The 17699-nt window shown below is 60.0% G+C and carries 16 protein-coding genes and 2 pseudogenes; 3 read left to right on the forward strand and 15 right to left on the reverse strand.

What is annotated here, in order from left to right; all coding sequences use genetic code 11:
- The 7 genes from HHJ19_RS09735 to HHJ19_RS09765 form a co-directional block, all read right to left on the reverse strand.
- A partial coding sequence (locus HHJ19_RS09735) for a hypothetical protein (RefSeq protein ID WP_296906552.1) occupies positions 1 to 204 on the reverse strand: 204 nt, incomplete at its 3' end.
- A 91-nt stretch (positions 205 to 295) separates the two neighbouring features.
- Positions 296 to 580, reverse strand: coding sequence for a heavy metal-associated domain-containing protein (locus HHJ19_RS09740; protein ID WP_296906554.1), 285 nt, complete (start codon positions 578 to 580; stop codon positions 296 to 298).
- Positions 581 to 686: 106 nt separating this feature from the next.
- Positions 687 to 2300 (reverse strand): multicopper oxidase family protein, encoded by a 1614-nt coding sequence (locus tag HHJ19_RS09745; RefSeq protein ID WP_296906557.1) that lies wholly within the window; start codon positions 2298 to 2300, stop codon positions 687 to 689.
- Positions 2293 to 2445 (reverse strand): hypothetical protein, encoded by a 153-nt coding sequence (locus HHJ19_RS09750; RefSeq protein WP_296906559.1) that lies wholly within the window; start codon positions 2443 to 2445, stop codon positions 2293 to 2295. Before HHJ19_RS09750 ends, HHJ19_RS09745 begins: the two co-directional genes overlap by 8 nt.
- Before the next feature lie 260 nt (positions 2446 to 2705).
- Entirely contained in the window at positions 2706 to 3146 is a 441-nt protein-coding gene (locus tag HHJ19_RS09755; protein WP_296906562.1) for a hypothetical protein, read from the reverse strand.
- A 173-nt stretch (positions 3147 to 3319) separates the two neighbouring features.
- A complete protein-coding gene (locus HHJ19_RS09760; RefSeq protein WP_296906565.1) occupies positions 3320 to 3763 on the reverse strand; it encodes a hypothetical protein in 444 nt (147 codons plus the stop codon).
- Between the two features lie 107 nt (positions 3764 to 3870).
- Positions 3871 to 4206: a four-helix bundle copper-binding protein gene (locus HHJ19_RS09765; protein ID WP_296906567.1), complete on the reverse strand. Its 336-nt coding sequence runs from the start codon at positions 4204 to 4206 to the stop codon at positions 3871 to 3873.
- An 806-nt stretch (positions 4207 to 5012) separates the two neighbouring features.
- Here HHJ19_RS09765 and HHJ19_RS09770 point away from each other — a divergent pair.
- The 3 genes from HHJ19_RS09770 to HHJ19_RS18045 all read left to right on the forward strand — a co-directional run bounded on the left by HHJ19_RS09770 (position 5013) and on the right by HHJ19_RS18045 (position 8227).
- The gene (locus HHJ19_RS09770) at positions 5013 to 5261 is read left to right on the forward strand and encodes a DUF1272 domain-containing protein (RefSeq protein WP_296906570.1); all 249 of its coding nucleotides are present in this window, start codon (positions 5013 to 5015) and stop codon (positions 5259 to 5261) included.
- Between the two features lie 237 nt (positions 5262 to 5498).
- Entirely contained in the window at positions 5499 to 6191 is a 693-nt protein-coding gene (locus tag HHJ19_RS09775) for an alpha/beta family hydrolase (protein WP_296906573.1), read from the forward strand.
- On the forward strand, positions 6191 to 8227 hold the full coding sequence (locus tag HHJ19_RS18045) for an erythromycin esterase family protein (protein WP_366929400.1): 2037 nt from the start codon (positions 6191 to 6193) through the stop codon (positions 8225 to 8227). Before HHJ19_RS09775 ends, HHJ19_RS18045 begins: the two co-directional genes overlap by 1 nt.
- A gap of 29 nt (positions 8228 to 8256) precedes the next feature.
- On the opposite strand, the pseudogene HHJ19_RS09790 reads toward HHJ19_RS18045, so the two are convergent.
- From HHJ19_RS09790 to HHJ19_RS09825, 8 genes and pseudogenes are all read right to left on the reverse strand, one after another.
- Positions 8257 to 11454 (reverse strand): annotated as a pseudogene (locus HHJ19_RS09790) (error-prone DNA polymerase).
- A gap of 3 nt (positions 11455 to 11457) precedes the next feature.
- A complete protein-coding gene (locus HHJ19_RS09795) occupies positions 11458 to 12864 on the reverse strand; it encodes a DNA polymerase Y family protein (protein WP_296906575.1) in 1407 nt (468 codons plus the stop codon).
- Positions 12827 to 13636 (reverse strand): translesion DNA synthesis-associated protein ImuA, encoded by an 810-nt coding sequence (gene imuA, locus HHJ19_RS09800; protein ID WP_296906578.1) that lies wholly within the window; start codon positions 13634 to 13636, stop codon positions 12827 to 12829. Before imuA ends, HHJ19_RS09795 begins: the two co-directional genes overlap by 38 nt.
- 186 nt (positions 13637 to 13822) lie before the next feature.
- Positions 13823 to 14326 carry a disulfide bond formation protein B gene (locus tag HHJ19_RS09805; protein WP_296906581.1) on the reverse strand — a complete coding sequence of 168 codons (504 nt, stop codon included), beginning with the start codon at positions 14324 to 14326 and terminating at the stop codon, positions 13823 to 13825.
- Positions 14326 to 15426 carry a sulfate ABC transporter ATP-binding protein gene (locus HHJ19_RS09810; protein ID WP_296906584.1) on the reverse strand — a complete coding sequence of 367 codons (1101 nt, stop codon included), beginning with the start codon at positions 15424 to 15426 and terminating at the stop codon, positions 14326 to 14328. The genes HHJ19_RS09805 and HHJ19_RS09810 overlap by 1 nt, the downstream gene beginning before the upstream one ends.
- Before the next feature lie 22 nt (positions 15427 to 15448).
- Positions 15449 to 16441: a sulfate ABC transporter permease subunit CysW gene (cysW, locus tag HHJ19_RS09815; protein WP_296906587.1), complete on the reverse strand. Its 993-nt coding sequence runs from the start codon at positions 16439 to 16441 to the stop codon at positions 15449 to 15451.
- Complete coding sequence (cysT, locus tag HHJ19_RS09820) at positions 16438 to 17274, reverse strand: sulfate ABC transporter permease subunit CysT (RefSeq protein ID WP_296906590.1); 837 nt, start codon at positions 17272 to 17274, stop codon at positions 16438 to 16440. Before cysT ends, cysW begins: the two co-directional genes overlap by 4 nt.
- A gap of 114 nt (positions 17275 to 17388) precedes the next feature.
- Positions 17389 to 17699 (reverse strand): annotated as a pseudogene (locus HHJ19_RS09825) (sulfate ABC transporter substrate-binding protein); the annotation flags it as partial.

Raw genomic sequence — 17699 nt, forward strand, 5'->3', positions numbered from 1 at the left:
GCTGCAGAAATAGTAGGACCGGCGTTCGTGCGCCAGCTTGTGCGGCGACTGGTCGGTGACGGTCATGCCGCACACCGGGTCTTTCAATGGCTGCGATTCAGCCGGCAAAGCGTCATGCGCCTGAAATATGGCGGTAGTTTTACCGTCGGTTGACGGGTGATCCGGGTGTGCGGACGGAAGGGCTGCAAGCGTGTGTGGCTTCATGTCATTCGCCTTAAATCTCGGTGAGTAGATCTGTGTCGATAACCGGGTGGTTTTTCATCGCCTGACCTGATGCCATCAAACTCTGTGACCGTCAGCCACAGCAGCCGCCTTTGTTGCGGATTCCTGCGCATTTCAAGACTTCAGGTTGCGCGTTCGATGAAAAGGACGCGGCAAGTTTTGCGGGGTAGCCTGCGCTGGTCAAGGCGGCAAGGAAAGCCTCACTTTCTTGCGCAAGTTCACCGCTCACCCGGACATCGCCCGACTGAAGGTCAACTTCCACGCGACCAACACCCGCCAGCGGCTGCAGCGCCTGCGTGACATGACTGACGCATGAGCCGCAACGCATGCCTGGCACTTCAAGATCAATCGCGTTCATACCCATACACCCTAAATATCAAAGAAAAAATTTGACAGCAATCACACCGTCACGGCCCAGCTTGCGGCGCATCAACCTGCCTTCACGCCTTCACGCCTTCACGCCTTCACGCCTTCACGCGAAAGTTGATCATCATTCCAGCGTCTTCGTGTTCTAGGTTATGGCAATGAAACAGGTAAGTCTGGCTGCCGGGAAAGTCGTGCGAAAAATCGATGGCTATCCGCACTGTTTCGCCTGGCCACACAAGAACGGTGTCTTTCCATCCCAAATCGCCCACCGTGCGCCCCTTCCCGAAACGCGCCGTGGCGGACAGCTGGGAAGGACTGTTGAGCCGCTCGAGCACCTGGAACGAAAAGCCGTGAATGTGCATCGGATGCGGCATACCCAGTGTGGGGTTGCTGATGCGCCAGACTTCCACCGCGCCGCGCTTCACCTCAAATGCGGTCTCGTCCATATGGAAAGTAAGCCCATTGATGAGAAAACGCATATCCGCCAATGACAGTTCGATCTTTCGCTCCCTAGCGCCTTCGGTACTGATCGTATTGATCTGAGACAGCGTTGCTGGCAAGGTGACAGGAATGCGCTCCCCGGCCATGACGATTAGTTTCAGGATGTTGAACTCAACACCCATGTCAAGCCGCGAAGAGCTTGTGCCCATTCCACTCATCTCCTTCATCGCGCCAGCAGGATCTTCGTTTTCCATCGGATCGAACGCCAGGCTTTTGAGAAAGATGTCCGCGCCGGGCTTGACTTGTCCGGCATCAAACAGGACATCGAGGCGTTCGCCCGGGGCGAGAAAGGCTTCGGCCACCGATTCCGGCCGCTCGATCAAACCGCCATCGGTACCAAGGACGGTGAAATTCAGTTGTTTTTTCCCCGTGACGAATGCAAGCCGGTAGATGCGTGCGTTGGACCCATTGAGGAGCCGCAAGCGGTAGCTGCGCGGCGTGACAGGCTGAACCGCATTGGGGGTCAAATTGGCAAGAACAATGTCACCCAGCCATCCCATCATGGATTCCTGCGCGTTCGGCTGGTAGCGTAATTTTCCTTGGACGTCAAACTGCTTGTCCTGTATGACCAAGGGCAGGTCAGTCACGCCCAGTCGAAGATCAAGTGCTGCGGCCAAGCGGCGCTGGTCGTCATCGTCCACCAAAAAAAAGCTCGCCAGGCCCTGGTAAGCCTGTTTCGCGGTCAACCCGTGCGCGTGCGTGTGATACCAGTAGGTGCCGCCGCGGTTTCGTACCGTGAAATCGTACTCGTAGCGGCCACCCGCAGCGATGGTGCTTCCCGGATGACCATCCATGGATGCGGGCGTATGCAGTCCGTGCCAGTGGATGATGGTCGGCTCTGCCAGCGCGTTGTCCAGGCTGGCCGTGAAGCGCGTTCCGCTCTCGATGCGCAGGATGGGGTTTTGATAGGCCTTTCCGGCGTGCTCGGTCTGATACAGCAAAAACGGTGAAGAAATTGGCAATTTGGGGCCAGGCAAGATCGGAAAGCTCGCTGCAGTGGCGCGAATTTTTAAAGGACCGACGACATCGAGCACGCCGAACGGGCCGCTGGCCACCGGAATAAAAAGCTTTTTCTGAAAGTTTTCAGCGGCTACCGGATCAAAGGCATAGTGACGAAATGGCACTTTGGCCACCTCTTTGCTATGACCCACACCCGAATAAATCCAGGCCGCAACCCCGGTGAGCTGAAACAATTGCCTTCTTTTAAACATACGACTTTTCATTTTCAATATTCAGATCTCCCGTCAGGGGGTTAAGCCTGGCGGCAAGCACAAAAAATACGGGCGGTTCATCCAGCTGACCGTTTTGTGGAATTGCCGCGTTTTTCCCAAACCGGAAGTTGATCGACGCTTCCATCGGTTCAACAACCAGGCAAAGAACACACCGGCAAAAAAGACAGAGCTGCTCAGATTGAACGGCGCCGTCCGGAACCCCGTCCAAGCGAATGGTTGCAACGGCACCATGGTGCTGAAGTTCATGCCATGGAACAAGTTTTCATGAGGCCCGAAAACGGAGTAAGCGCGAAAATTTAGACCAGCTTGCGCAGGGCATGGAGCAGCAAAACGCTGATGTTCAGCGCGATGCCCGCGCGAAGCGGTGTCATCTCATGGGCTCGTTTACTTGGCGGGCGCCGCCGGCATCCGGTCCATCATCATTTTCATCATGGTCTGCATCATCTCCATGCGTTTTTCCATCATCTGCTGACGCGCGCCCATGTCGCCACTCATGCCAGACGCGCCCTGCATCCCTTGCATCCCTTTCATGTCGCCCATGCCAGCGCTAGACATGCCGCCCATCATTGCCATGCCGTCCTGCATGGCTTTCATGTGTTCGGCCATCAGTTTGCTGCGTTCTTCGGGAGTTTTGGCGTTCATCATCTTTTCGTGTATGCCCTGCATGGTCTTCATCTGCGCCTCCATCTTTCCCATCTGGTCGGACGAAGCCATGCTGTTGGCTGACGCGGCGCCCATGGGCATCATCGGAGCCGTGTTGCAGGCGGTTAATGCAATGGCGGCAGTAAAAGCAATGGCAAGGGGAATAAATCGAAAATGGGTCATGACTGACTCCTGGTTAGGTAACAAAAAAAAACGAGTGTGGTGTGCTGTCGGTATGCATCAACGCTTGTGCATGACCCCAGCCTGCTTTTTGCGCCCGGACATACAACAAACTGGATCAGAATATGGACACCGGCTTCAGAGCAAAATGCCCAGTGCCCAAGTGTCGGGGGTGGCTAAATTGCCAGTCGCGAGAAGCGGAGGCGGATGGGCAGCTCAGGCGTGGCCGGCGGCTCATAATTCATTTGGTGAAGCATCGGAACGACTGGCGCTACTTTGCCCCACAGAACCAAAACGAGCAGCGCTGGACCAGGATCGCTGTGGGCGACCGTCGAGTCCTGCTTGGGATAAGAGCGTGTGCCATCGTCGCAAACCTTCAGGCACGGGGCCTTGAAGTGCAAGTCATCTGCGAGGTCAGCAACAGCTCCAGCGTGTCCAGGCAATATCACGAACGCATGCTCGGCAACTTCGGAAGATACGGCGGTAGCGGTATGGGAGTGCGTTTCACGTGCTTCCAGCAAACAAGCGTTAGCGACCCCCGAAGCCAAGGCAAACAGCCACACCAGCAACACCATCAATGCGGTATTGCGTTTGACGCAGGTGTTGGAGAAAATCTTCATACGGATAAGAATTACAGACAACTCATGCTACAGGGGCACCGCGATACAGTCTTGATCTTCGTCAAGCCAAGGGTGCATGTCGATGCCTTCCGGGGGTTGATGCCGGTTCAGACCATGGCTGCCATCTTGCGACATTCTTTGGCGCATCGATGACACGCTTTTGCGCATTCCTGGCAATGTTCCATCGCATGCTTGGCACACTCCTCACCGCAGGATTGGCAGATGTCTGCGCACACGGCGCAGATGGCCTTGGCATGTTCGCTGTCGCGGGCCATTGCTGTTGCGGCCAAGGTGCAAATTTGGGCGCAATCCATGTCCAATGCAATGCAACGCGCCATCATCTTGACGTCTTGCTCCTGCAGACAGGAAGCAGCACAGTGATTGCACGCCAACGCGCAACTGTTGCAGGCTTCAATGCAGGCATTGTATTTTTGGTGAGGCATTTGAGGCTCCAGGGTGAGTTGAGGTGGTGTTGATCCGCCCCGCGAATCGCCGCAGCTTTAGTGGCAAACCAACCTTCACGATATCTCTATCGAACAAACCGCCTGTAAGCAAAATGCCCTCTGCGTGGTAAGCCATCGTCTCTGGCTTTTTGGTCACATGACAACTTTAATCAGCGTTAGTCTGAAACCTTTGGTGGGCTGACTCGTGGCAGCAAGGCTTGGCACCGGCTCGGGGCTTTGTTACGGCCGGTACAGCTTGTAATCGTGATACCGCCGGCACGGCTGGCGTCCGAAATGGCAACGCCAGCCAGGGTTGCTTAAATGCCGTAAAAAATGTAAATAACGGGCGGCAACCGGTCGGGCTCGTCCAGCGTCCAAAACCGCTCAAAGTAAAGCGAAGACCCGCTCCCCGCGGAATTGCGCCAGGCCGCACCCAACACGGTGGACAGCGTGCGAGCTTCCGGCACTTGCTGCGGCTTGAAGGTGTGTCCACAATGTCCGGTTCGCTTGCCATCAGACAACGGCGGTAAAGCTTGATCATGGCGCTCAGGGAAAAGAGGCGCCGCTGTCCCGCTGGCACGAGCAACAGGGACAGCAATGAACAAAAGGCGGTGGCGACTCCGGGCGATAACGAATCGCATGGCAGTCGCAAGCTTGTTAAGGGGGGTAAATATTGGGTACCTTGGGTACCCTGGGTACTGGCATGTCAGAGTGGTATGGTCCAAGATACGTCGTAAAAAGGGCTGGCTGACGCCCTCGGTCAGTAGCGCCCCGTTTTACTGCTTTTGCCAAAGGGGAAAAACCACATGCTTGAGCTGCGCCCTAACTGCGAATGCTGCAACCAAGACCTGCCTCCCGAGTCCACTGAGGCGACGATCTGCACCTTTGAATGCACGTTTTGCAGCGATTGCGCCTGCACCAGACTGAAAGGAATGTGCCCGAATTGTGGCGGTGAGTTGCTGGCAAGGCCGCGCCGGCCGGCTGAGAAGCTTGCCAGATTCCCGGCCTCGACTGTGCGCGTCTTCAAACCGGCAGGATACACAGACGTACCCTGAACGGCGCCACGGTACTCCTTTTTGGCGGACTCCCGCGGAAGAGCTCTACGCGGCTGAAACTGCTATTTTTCCAATAGCAATATGTAACCATACTCATTGGACTTAAGCCGGTTCTCACTCTAAACTCCTGTGAATCAGGGCCGGGCTGGTTGGTTTTCGCAAAAGTAGCGGCGATATCTGACATCGCGCCGCGCTGCCAGCACCCGTTTTGGTACTGCATGCTATCTGGAGGCTCCCATGAACAGCCCGATACTAGTTCCCGCGATCCGTGAAGTCCGCATTCCCTCAGGTGAGGTCTGGCTCTACGGCGACCTTGCATTGCCATCCGATTTCACCGGCTTGGTGCTGTTCGCCCACGGCAGCGGTAGCGGTCGCCACAGCGCCCGCAACCGGCAGGTCGCGCAGAGCCTCCAGAAGGCCGGCATTGCCACGTTGCTGTTTGACTTGCTTACGGCGCAGGAAGAGCAAGTCGACATTCACACCCGGGAACACCGCTTCGACATCGCCCTGCTCACCAGCCGCCTCCAGGACGCCACTATCTGGGCCATGGCGCAACCCGACTTGCAGCATGTGCCCCTGGGCTATTTCGGCGCGAGCACTGGCAGCGCGGGGGCCATCATTGCCGCGGCCCGGCTGGGTCAGCGCATTGCCGCAGTGGTGTCGCGCGGCGGCCGCCCGGATCTGGCCGGACCGGTGGCGCTGGCAGCCGTCACGGCGCCCACGCTGCTCATCGTCGGCGGCGCCGACCACGGAGTCATTGAATTAAACCGGCAAGCCTTGCTGCAACTGACCTGCGACAAGGAACTCGCCGTCGTGCCTGGTGCCAGCCACCTGTTCGAGGAACGCGGCGCGCTCCAGCAGGTAGCCGAGCTGGCGGCGTCATGGTTCTCCACCCATCTGGCGCACAAATCATCTGTGGAGCACTTGTAATGACGGACGTTATCCTGCCTTTTGAAGACCGTCACCATGCCGGGCGCGTACTGGCCGAAAAGCTGGCGCACTACCTTGGCCGACCCAACCTGCTGGTGCTTGCCTTGCCGCGCGGTGGCGTGGCCGTTGGCGTTGAAGTGGCACGCGCTCTGCAGGCACCGCTGGATATTTTTGTGGTGCGCAAGCTCGGCCTTCCCGGCCATGAGGAATACGCCATGGGCGCCATCGCCAGCGGCGGCATACGCGTCATGACGCCCTTGCCCGGCCTGACGATCTCGCCCGGTGAGGTGGCAAAAGTGGTTGCGCGTGAACAGGCCGAGTTGCTGCGGCGCGAGCAGCTCTACCGCAGCCAGCGCCCCGCAGTCAGCATTGCCGGCCGCACCGTGATTGTGGTCGATGACGGGCTGGCCACAGGCGCGACCATGCGTGCGGCCGTGCTGGCCATTCGCCAGCAGCATCCTGCCCATTTGGTGGTCGCCGTGCCGGTGGGCGCCAGGGATACCTGCCAGACGCTGCAGGGCGAGGCTGACGAAGTGGTCTGCGCCGCGACGCCGGAGCCGTTTCGCGCCGTTGGTCTGTGGTACAAAAAATTTCCGCAGGCCAGCGACGACGAGGTGCGCACGCTGCTGGACCAAGCGCGCAACCGGCATGCCCTGCTGGTCCTTTCGAAAGTCGTGGCGCCGGCACCGGCGCCTGCCGCCACTGCGCAAAACGATCTGCTCGAAGGCTTGCGACGGGAGCTGCGGCCGTTGACAGGCGACGCAAACGATTACGACGCCCTGCTGCAGCTGATAGGACCGGCACGCTTTGCCCTGCTTGGTGAGGCTTCGCATGGCACCCGCGAGTTCTATCGCGAGCGTATCGCCATCACCCGGCGCCTGATCGAGGAAAAAGGCTTCATGGCTATCGCCGTGGAAGCCGACTGGCCCGACGCGTGGCGCGTCAACCGCTATGTGCGCGGACTGTCCACCGACATCGATGCGGCCGCGGCGTTGTCGGGCTTCCAGCGTTTTCCGGCCTGGATGTGGCGCAATACCGAGGTGCGCGACTTTGTTGAATGGCTGCGCGACTACAACACCGGGCGCGGACTGGAGCGGCAGGTCGGCTTTTATGGCATCGACCTGTACAGCCTGTTCACCTCGATGCAGGCGGTATTGGACTATCTGAACCGCACCGACCCTGAAGCTGCGCAGCGTGCGCGTTATCGCTATGCCTGTTTCGACCATGCCGCAGAAGACAGTCAGGCCTATGGCTATGCGGCAAGCTTCGGCTTGTCGCCCAGTTGCGAAGACGCGGTGGTGCAGCAGCTGCACGAAATGATCCGCAGCGCTGGGGCCATTCCGGCGACACCCGGCATGGAGCGCGAGGAGGCCTTTTACGCGCAGCAGAACGCCCGCCTGGTGCGCAATGCTGAAGAGTACTACCGCACCATGTTCCACGGGCGCGTGTCATCGTGGAACCTGCGCGACAGCCACATGGTGGAGACGCTGCAGGCACTCGATCGCCATCTGGGCGCGGGCGGCACCCCGCCGCGAATCGCCGTGTGGGCGCACAACTCGCACCTGGGTGACGCCGCCGCCACCGAAATGGGCGACCGGGGTGAATGGAATGTCGGACAGCTGATGCGCGACCACTATGGCGACGAGGCCATACGGGTGGGTTTCAGCACCCACCACGGCTGGGTCACGGCGGCTTCGGGGTGGGACAAGCCGCCGCAGCACAAGCGCGTTCGGGAAGGCCTGCCGGGCAGTTGGGAAGACGTTTTTCACCAGACCGGGATCGGGCGCTTTCTGCTGAATTTGCGCGATAACGTGGCGCTGCGCCCATTGGTAGAGGCGCAACGGCTGCAACGCGCCATCGGTGTCATCTACAGCCCCGAAACCGAGCGCCAGAGCCACTACTTTTTCACGCACCTGGGCGGGCAATTCGATGCGCTGATCCACATCGACGAAACCACTGCCCTGGAACCACTGGACAAAGGGCAGCTGTGGAGTCCCGCCGGCGAGGCACCCGAGACGTTTCCGTCGGGTTTGTAGCGCTGACACTGAGCCGGTGCCAAACACGCCTAATGAAAGTCACGGCTGGAGGTGCCGAGCCGCCCGAGCAGCGGCGTGAGGTCTTCCAGCCGCTGCGCTACCAGGTTGCGGACTGCGCCGTAGCCTTTTTTCTGCCCTTCTTCTTCACTGCGCTGCCAGACACCATGAACCGCCAACAGCCGGGCATGCAGCACTTCGGTCCGCTGCGTTTCGCGCAGCGACTTCCACACAATCACATTGACCGGGCCGGTTTCGTCTTCCATCGTGATGAAGATGGTGCCCTTGGCGGTTTGCGGCTGTTGGCGAACCGTAACGATGCCGCAGGCCGCCACCTGCCAGCCATCGGGCAAGGCGTTCAACTCGCTGGCGCTGAGCAACCCTTGCCTGCTAAGACGCGGCCTGAGCAAGGCCAGCGGGTGGCGGCGCAGGGTCAAGCCGGTGGACTGATAATCAAACAGTATGTTTTCTTACTCGGGCGTATCGGGCAAGACCAGCGCCGCCTCGTGCGTGGGCACGGCTTTTAAGAGCAGCGGTGCGGGTTTGATGGCTGCGGCCTGCCAGACCTGCTGGCGCCGGTGGCCGGCCAGCGGCAGCAGCGCATCGGCAGCGGCCAGCGCATTGATTTCCAGCGTGCCAAGCTGCGCTCGCAAGGCCAGGTCTTCGGTATTGGCGAAAGACGCGCCAGCCCTTGCGGCGACGAGACGCTGTCCAGCATTTTCAGACAGGCCAGCCACCAGGCGCAAGCCCAGACGTACAGCGGGCTGCGGCTGCCTGATGCCGGGATATTGCGATGGCGCAAGCGTTTCACCGGCAGGCTCCAGCGTGCAATCCCAGCCGCTGGCCGTCACGTCAACGGCGCGCATTTCAATGCCGTGCCTGCGCGCGTCCTGCACCAGTTGCGAAGGCGCATAAAAACCCATGGGCTGGGAGTTGATCAGCGCGGCCAGAAAGCAGGCTGGCTCATGACATTTGAGCCAGCAGCTGACATAAACCAGCTTGGCAAAACTGGCGGCGTGGCTTTCGGGAAAACCATATTCGCCGAAGCCCTGAATCTGGCTGAAGATGCGCTCTGAAAATTCGGCGCTGTAACCATTTCTGACCATGGCGTTAACCAGACGACCATGGAAGCGGTCCACGCCGCCTTTTCGTTTCCACGCCGCCATGGAGCGGCGCAAGTCGTCGGCTTCGCCGGGCGTGAAGTCAGCGGCGATCATGGCGATCTGCATGACCTGCTCCTGAAAGATGGGCACGCCCAGGGTGCGTTCAAGCGCCGGCTTGAGGTCTGGGTATTCAAATTCAATCCGGCCCAGCTTTCTGAGGGTTTCGCGGCTCTTCAGGTAGGGATGCACCATGCCGCCCTGGATCGGCCCTGGCCGCACGATGGCAACTTGCACCACCAGGTCGTAAAAGTTGCGTGGCCGCAAGCGCGGCAGCATCGACATCTGCGCGCGGCTCTCGATCTGGAACACGCCCACGGTATTAGCCTCGCAGATCATGTCGTAGGTTAGCTCATCGTCGGATTCAATCTGATGCATTTCCAGTTCGCTGCCGCGTGTCTGGTTCACCAGCTGCAGGCAGCGCCGGATCGCCGACAGCATGCCCAATGCCAACACGTCAACCTTGAGCAGCCCCATGGCGTCCAGGTCATCCTTGTCCCACTGGATGATGCGGCGGTGTTCCATGGAAGCTGGCTGAATTGGCACCAGTCGCGTCAGCTTGCCTTGCGTCAGTACGAAGCCTCCGACATGCTGGCCCAAATGGCGCGGAGAGCCGATCAGCTGCGTCGCCAGATTAAGCCACTGCAGCACCGGACCGGTTTCGCCCGCCAGACCGGCTTCCTTGAGCTTTGCTTCCAGCACAGCGCTGCCGTCAAACCAGAAATGCTCCTTGGCAAACTGCTCGATCAGCGCGGCTGCCACGCCCAGCGCCTTGCCGACGTCGCGCAAGGCGCTGCGCGGCCGGTAAGTGGTGACGGTGGCGGCGATGGCAGCGCGCTCATGGCCGTATTTTTCATAGATGTACTGGATGACTTCCTCGCGACGCTGGTGCTCGAAATCAACGTCAATGTCGGGCGGCTCGCTGCGTTCACGGCTGATGAAACGTTCAAACAGCAGATTACTTTCAGCGGGGTTGACGGCTGTGATGCCCAGGCAATAACAGACGGCTGAATTGGCCGCCGAACCGCGTCCCTGGCAGAGGATTTTTTGCATGCGGGCAAAGCGCACGATGTCATGCACCGTGATGAAATACATCTCGTAATGCAGTTCTTCAATCAGTGCGAGTTCTTTGTCGAGCTGGCGTCCGATTTTTGGTGGCACACCGCTTGGGTAACGCGTCAACGCGCCTTCTGCCGTTAACCGGCGCAAGCACTGCGCGGGGGTTTCCGTGGCAAGAACAATGTCCTGTTTGGGGTAACGGTACAAGTCACGAATTTCGTCGAGGCTGAAACGGCAGCGCGCCGCCACTTCCTGCGTGGCGCGCAGCAATTGCGCCGGATAAATGTCGGCCAGCCGCATGCGTGACCGCAAATGCGCCTCGGCATTGACCTGCAACGCAAAACCGCATTCATGCACCGTCTTGCCAAGCTTGATGGCAGTCATCACATCGTGCAGCGGCTTACGCGAGCGCACATGCATCAGCACATGGCCGGCGGCCACCAGCCGTATGCCGGTGCGCAGTGAGACTTCCTGCAACTGCTGCAGGCGTAGCGCGTCATCCAGGCCCTGCTGCAATTCCACCGCCAGCCAGCTTTTCAAGCCAAACAGCCTTCTGGTCCATTCAGCATGGGTACAAAGTGCTTCTGTATTAATAGCACCCTGAAGCGGGGAAAGCAAAATTTCGCAGTTGCCCAGCAGGGAAAAGTCAGTTTCGCCCAGCGCCACCCGGTAGCTCCCCTTTTCAAGCGCGTCGCCGCGCTTCCGGGCATCAGTGATGAATTCGCACAGGTTGCCCCACCCCGCCGCGTCATGCGGCAGCACCACCAGCCCGATCGGACAGTCACCCTGCATCAAAAAACCGGCACCGGGCAGCAGCTGGATGCCGTGCTTTTTAGCCGCTACATGCGCCCGCACCACGCCGGCGACCGAGCATTCGTCGGTGATGGCGATCGCGCTGTAACCCAGCGCGTAAGCGCGCTCGACCAATTCTTCGGCGTGCGAAGCGCCGCGCTGGAAGCTGAAGTTGCTCAACGCATGCAGTTCGGCATAGTCGGGAAGCTGGTTTGCCATGATTCAGGCGAAAAAGCCGTGCAAATACCAGGCGCGTGTCTGGCCGTGCAGCGCTTGCGGCGTGTTCACGGGCAAACGCTCGCTGTAAATCCACAGCAGACCGGCTTGCAGACTGCGGTAGATGAAATAGTCACGAATCGCTGGCGGCTTGCACCGCGTGCCAGAGGCATCACCGGTTTTGTCGCCTGCCATCAGCCAGCCGGTGGCCTCGAGCCGCTGCGGGCCGGCCAGCCGTACCAGCCGGCCCTGATAAACCGGGCTGTCACCATTCACCGCCAGTCTAAGCGGCTCGGGCAGTAGCCAGCTCGGGTACAAATCTTCGTTTTTTACATTATTAAAGCCGCAGGTCCAATAATTACGGCTTTTTTCAGCTATTGATTTAATAGCATCGTGCGCATCCACCCAGCGCTGCATCTGCTCCGGCCGGTGGTCGGCTTGCGGCTGCCAGGCTTGCACCTGCGCCTGGCCCAGCCGCGCACTCAAACGCTCAATCAGCTCCAGCGCGCTGTCGCCCTGCCGGCGCGCCTGCATCAGCAGACTGGCGGTCGCGGCAGCCGAATCAACCAGTTTTTCGGTTTGCAGCGACTGCAGGGTCAGGGAATGCACGGGCGCCGGCAGGCGCTGCTGCGCCAGGTGCTCGGCGATGAGGCGCGCGAGGTGGCGCAAATCCTGGGCCGGCTGTGCCGTGCGGATCACCAGCTCGCCGGTGGGTGGTACGTCGCGGCGCTTGTCCAGGTGCCAGACCAGCTTCAGGGCGCAAATGCCACTCTGCCGGCCGATCAGCCAAGCCTGCAAGCCCAGCAGCAGCAGCAGCACACCGGCCATCAGCAAGGGCGCATGGATCACCAGCGCGTCAAGCTCCAGCTTCTCGTCGAAATGCCCGGGCAGCAACAGCCATTCGTAGCTGTCCGGTGCATGGCCGCGGGCGCGGTCCAGCGCCTCAAGCAGTGGCGCGCCAAAACGCCGGGCCACGCCATCACGCGGCAGGCGCAGCAAATCGTCCCAGTTGCGGCAACCCACGCGTTCGAGAACGCCCAGGTGCGGGCGCGCGGCGGTCAGCGCGTGCATGGGCAAGTCGGCCACGCGTTTGCACACCGCCCCGGGTTGGCGACGGAGCTGCCGCAAACGCCCAAGCGCTATTAAAGATGTAGCACCTTGCGACCGTATTATTTGGACCACAGCCTGATTTGATGCGAAGAACTGCATTGCAAGCTGTTCCAGCAGCTGCGCCAGCCGGGTCAAGCCGCCAAACAGGCGCAGGCTGCCTGCCACCTCCATCAACACGGCCTCACCTTCCAGCGCCACGCGCGGCGTAAAACCCAGCGCGATGCGGGCCAGCGCTTGCTGCGCCGCTGCGTCGTTCACTGCGGACTCAGTGAGGATGCAGGCCTGCAATGCGATCCAGCGCATGAAGAAGACTCCGCGGTAAAGATGAAGGCGCTGAAGGCAGCGACAGCGGAAGAGCCAAGGCAGCTTCTTCACGGCGACGCCGCACGCGCTCGCCACTGGCCGCCAGCAACGCTGTCAGGCGCGCCGGACGGGTCGCCAGCACGACCGGCAAGGCCAGTGGCGGCCCGCGGCGCTTGAGCAGATGCACTGCCAGGTTTCCCGCATCACTCGCCATGCCCTCCAGCAGCAGGCGCAGTGGCGCGGGCGATGACTCCTGCCGTGCCCTGAGGGGGCGAAACACAAACAACAGCTTGTTGTGCGCATGGGCGGCAATCTGCAGGCGGCGCAAGTGCGCGCTGCGCGCATCCGGCAGCCAGGCCAGCACGCTGCCCACGTCGGCGCACTGCAAGGCCTCACGCGTGGCCCAGAGCAAGCCCGGTCCTTGCGCCTGCACCGCCAGCAGGCGTTGCATATTGAGCTGGCGGGCACCCAGCGCCGGGCCAAAAGGCAGGAAAGGCGCTCCGACCAGCACCACCAGCTGGTGCGGCGCAGCAAGCTGCTGCACTGCCAGCGCGGGCGCCAGCAAGCCCCATTCATGCAGGCCAGCCTGCGGCTGCAGCAGTTCAACCATCGCGCCCTGCGGCCAGCCGCCGCCGGGCAGCACCTGGTTAAGAGCGGCGTAACCGGTATCAACCGTCTGCAAGACGGCGCTGCCCAGCTCGCCGGCACGCCATACATGACACAGGGCAGCAAGGTCGGGCAAGGCGGGGTTGACTGAATTTGTGGAAAACATGGCGGACTTGAATCAGGACAAATTAACTGTATTTATATACAGTATATTGCACTGCTCAAATGCCCGTGGCAAGCCCCTGGCGAGGGGGGCATGAAGCCACCCTTCCCTGATTTTTTACGGATCGAAAAAAAGAAAAGGCGCCCAAGCCTGAAGCCCGGACGCCTTGTTGAACAAAGACCGTGTTCTTCAGCGTTGGCGTGCCAGGCGGGCGATCAGCGTGAGCGCGATCAGGCCGATCACGACAAAACAGACGAAAGACCAGTTGGCAATCGAGCCGCCCAGAAAGGTCCAGTCAACCTTGGTGCAGTCGCCGCTGCCCTTGAAAATCATCGGGATGGCACGCTTGAGTGGAAAGGTTTCAATCATTCCGTATAAATCGCGGCCGCAAGTCGAAACTTCGGGTGGGTACCACTGCAAAAAACTCTGGCGGGCCGCCACAAACGCACCAAAGCCGGACAGCAGGACCAGCAGGCTGGCGCCGCTCAGGAGCAGCGCATTTTTATTCGTGATGGCGGTGAGGCCTGACACGATGGCGATCAGCACCAGTGCATAACGCTGCACGATGCACATGGGACAAGGTTCCAGCCCGACTACATGTTGCAGATACAGGCCAAAAGCCAGCAGGCCCAGGCAGCCTAAACAGACCAGCGCCAACAAGCGGCGTGGCGCCTCCAACAAATTCAAAAACATCAAATTCCTTCACCGGCATCAACAAAAACCCTGGCTTTGCGCGGTGTCAGCACCAGCGTTTCGCCCTCCTTCAGCCCCATATCCCGAAACTTCTGCGCAGGCATTTGCGCCTCTATCAGGGGATCGGCCGACGGATTGTCCGCCTGTTTGTGATCTTCCACCGGAATAAGTTCCAGCCGGGCAATCGGCCCGATCACAATCGCCCGATCCAGCGTCGCCACAATGCCCTCGGCGCCCGGCGCATAGCGCTCAACTTCGAAATCGTGCGGACGCACATAGGCAAAGGCCTTGGCATTTTGCGCGCCGCTGTGCTCCGGCGCATCCAGCTTCATGCCGTCGAGCTGAATTTCGCCTTCGTGGGCACGGCCATGAAACAAATTCACGTCACCCAGAAAGCCGTAGACAAACGGGCTGGCCGGGTGGTCCCAGACTTCTTGCGGCGAGCCAATCTGCTCGACCTTGCCGGCGTTCATCAGCACCACGCGGTCGGCCACTTCAAGCGCTTCTTCCTGGTCGTGCGTGACAAAAATACTGGTGACATGCAGGTCGTCATGCAGGCGCCGCAACCAGCGGCGAAGTTCCTTGCGCACCTTGGCATCAAGCGCACCGAAAGGCTCGTCGAGCAGCAGCACCTTGGGCTCGACCGCCAGCGCCCGCGCCAGGGCGATACGCTGACGCTGGCCACCTGACAGCTGCGACGGAAAACGGTCAGCCAGCCAGTCGAGCTGCACCAGGCTGAGCAGCGAATGCACTTTTTCCTTGATCTGCGCTTCGTTGGGCCGCAGGCGGCGCGGCTTGACGCGCAGCCCGAAGGCGACGTTTTCAAACACCGTCATGTGGCGAAACAGCGCGTAGTGCTGAAACACAAAGCCGACCTGACGCTCTCGCACATGCACATCGGTGGTGTCTTCGCCGCTGAACAGGATGCTGCCCTGGTCGGGTGTTTCCAGCCCGGCGATGATGCGTAGCAACGTGGTCTTGCCGCAGCCCGAAGGGCCGAGCAAGGCGACGAGTTCACCGGCGTGAATGTCCAGACTGACATCACTCAAAGCCTGGAAGTTGCCAAACTGCTTGCTGACGTTGCGAATTTCGATACCCATGATATTTTTCCAGCGTGTTTTTTCAACGAACGGCGGCAAGCACTTGCGGCCGTTCAGGCGGCAGAGCAGCCGCCGCTTTCATTTCAGCTTCATGACGCCATTCAGCCACCGACTTGATGGCCAGCGTAACCAGCGCCAGAATGGCCAGCAGCGACGCCACCGCAAAAGCAGCCACCGACTGATATTCGTTGTAGAGAATTTCCACATGCAGCGGCAAGGTGTTGGTCTGCCCCCGAATGTGGCCCGACACCACCGACACCGCGCCAAACTCGCCCATGGCGCGCGCATTGCACAGGATCACGCCGTAGATCAGCCCCCACTTGATGTTGGGCAGCGTGACATGCCAGAAGGTCTGCCAGCCGGTCGCGCCCAGCACGATGGCAGCCTGCTCTTCGTCATTGCCCTGCGCCTGCATCAACGGAATCAGCTCGCGCGCGATGAAGGGAAAAGTGACGAACACGGTTGCCAGCACAATGCCCGGCACTGCAAAAATGATCTTGATGTCATGCGCCTGCAGCCACGGCCCGAACCAGCCCTGTGCGCCGAACAGCAGCACATACATCAGTCCTGCCACCACGGGCGAGACCGAAAACGGCAGATCGACCAGCGTCGTCAAAAATGACTTGCCGCGAAACTCGTATTTGGCAATCGCCCAGGCCGCGGCCACGCCGAACACCAGATTCAGCGGCACGGCAATCACAGCGGCAATCAGCGTGAGCTGGATGGCCGACCAGGCATCGGGTTCCTGCAACGCAGCCAGGTAAGCGCCAAAGCCTTTTCGCAAGGCTTCGGTGAAGACGGCTGCCAGTGGCAGCACCAGGAACAGCAGCACGAACAGCAGCGCGATGGTGATCAAGGTGTAGCGCACCCACGCGGCTTCGGTTGTTCCGGCCTGGGCACGGCGAACCGGTTGCGAAGGCGTGCGCAACGACGGGCCAGACCTGGCAAGCGCAGTTCCTTCGGGAGGCAGCGCAGTAAGCGAGGCGACAAGCTTGGCGGCCTTTTTCTCACTCATGAGGATGCTCCCGTATGGCGACGCTGCCAGGTCTGCAGTCCATTGATGACCAGCAGCAGGAAAAAGGAGGCCACCAGCATCACCACGGCAACGGCGGTGGCGCCAGCGTAGTCGTATTGCTCCAGCTTGCCAATGATGATGAGCGGCGTGATTTCAGAAATCATCGGCATGTTGCCGGCAATGAAAATCACTGAACCATATTCTCCAATCGCGCGGGCAAAGGCCATGGCAAAACCAGTCAGCAAGGCGGGTGTGATGTGCGGCAGGATCACCCTGATGAAAATCTGCAACCGTGTGGCGCCCAGCGAGGTGGCGGCTTCTTCAAGTTCCTTTTCAGCGTCTTCGAGCACCGGCTGCACCGTGCGCACGACAAAAGGCATGCCGACAAAAATCAGTGCAATCACCACGCCGGCCGGCGTGAAGGCCAGCTTGATGCCCATCGGCTCCAAGTACTGGCCCAGCCAGCCGTTGCCCGCCAGCAAGGCCGTCAGGGAAATTCCGGCCACGGCGGTCGGTAGCGCGAACGGCAGATCGACCAGCGCATCGACCATCTTTTTACCCGGAAACCGGTAGCGCACCAGCACCCAGGCCAGCAGCAGGCCAAACACCAGATTCACCAGTGCAGCGATCAGGGAAGCGCCAAACGTCAGCCGGTAAGACGCCAGCACGCGCGGCGACGTTACGGCCATGACAAACTGGTCCCACGTCAGTGTGAAGGTTTTGAAAAACAGCGCGGAAATCGGAATCAGTACGATCAGGCTGAGGTACAGCACCGTGTAACCGAGCGTCAACCGGAACCCGGGTAAGACGCGTTTTAATGGTCTTTTAGACATTTTTTTATTTTTGAACGAGCTTGGCGCGTCGCGGTGAGCCTGCCCGAAAAAACGCCCCTTTCGTTGTGAAAGGGGCAACGAAGTTGCGAAGCGTCGGGCGTGGGAGCCAGTCAGTTACTTGACTGTGTAAAGCTTGTCGAACTGGCCGCCATCATTGAAATGAATTTTTTGCGCCTCGCTCAGTGAGCCAAACATTTCCTGCACCGTGAACAGTTGAAGCGGTTTAAATGTGCTGGCGTATTTTTTCAGGATGGTCTGCGAGCGCGGACGCATGGCGTGTCTGGCGGCAATTTCCTGGCCTTCGTCGGAGTAGAGGTAGTCCAGATAAGCCTTGGCCAATACGGCCGTACCCTTCTTGGCCACGGTGCGTTCCACCACGGCGACCGGATTTTCGGCCAGGATGCTGATCGACGGATAGACCGAAT

This window comes from Polaromonas sp., assembly GCF_012927415.1.
In the GTDB taxonomy this organism is placed as follows: domain Bacteria; phylum Pseudomonadota; class Gammaproteobacteria; order Burkholderiales; family Burkholderiaceae_C; genus Polaromonas.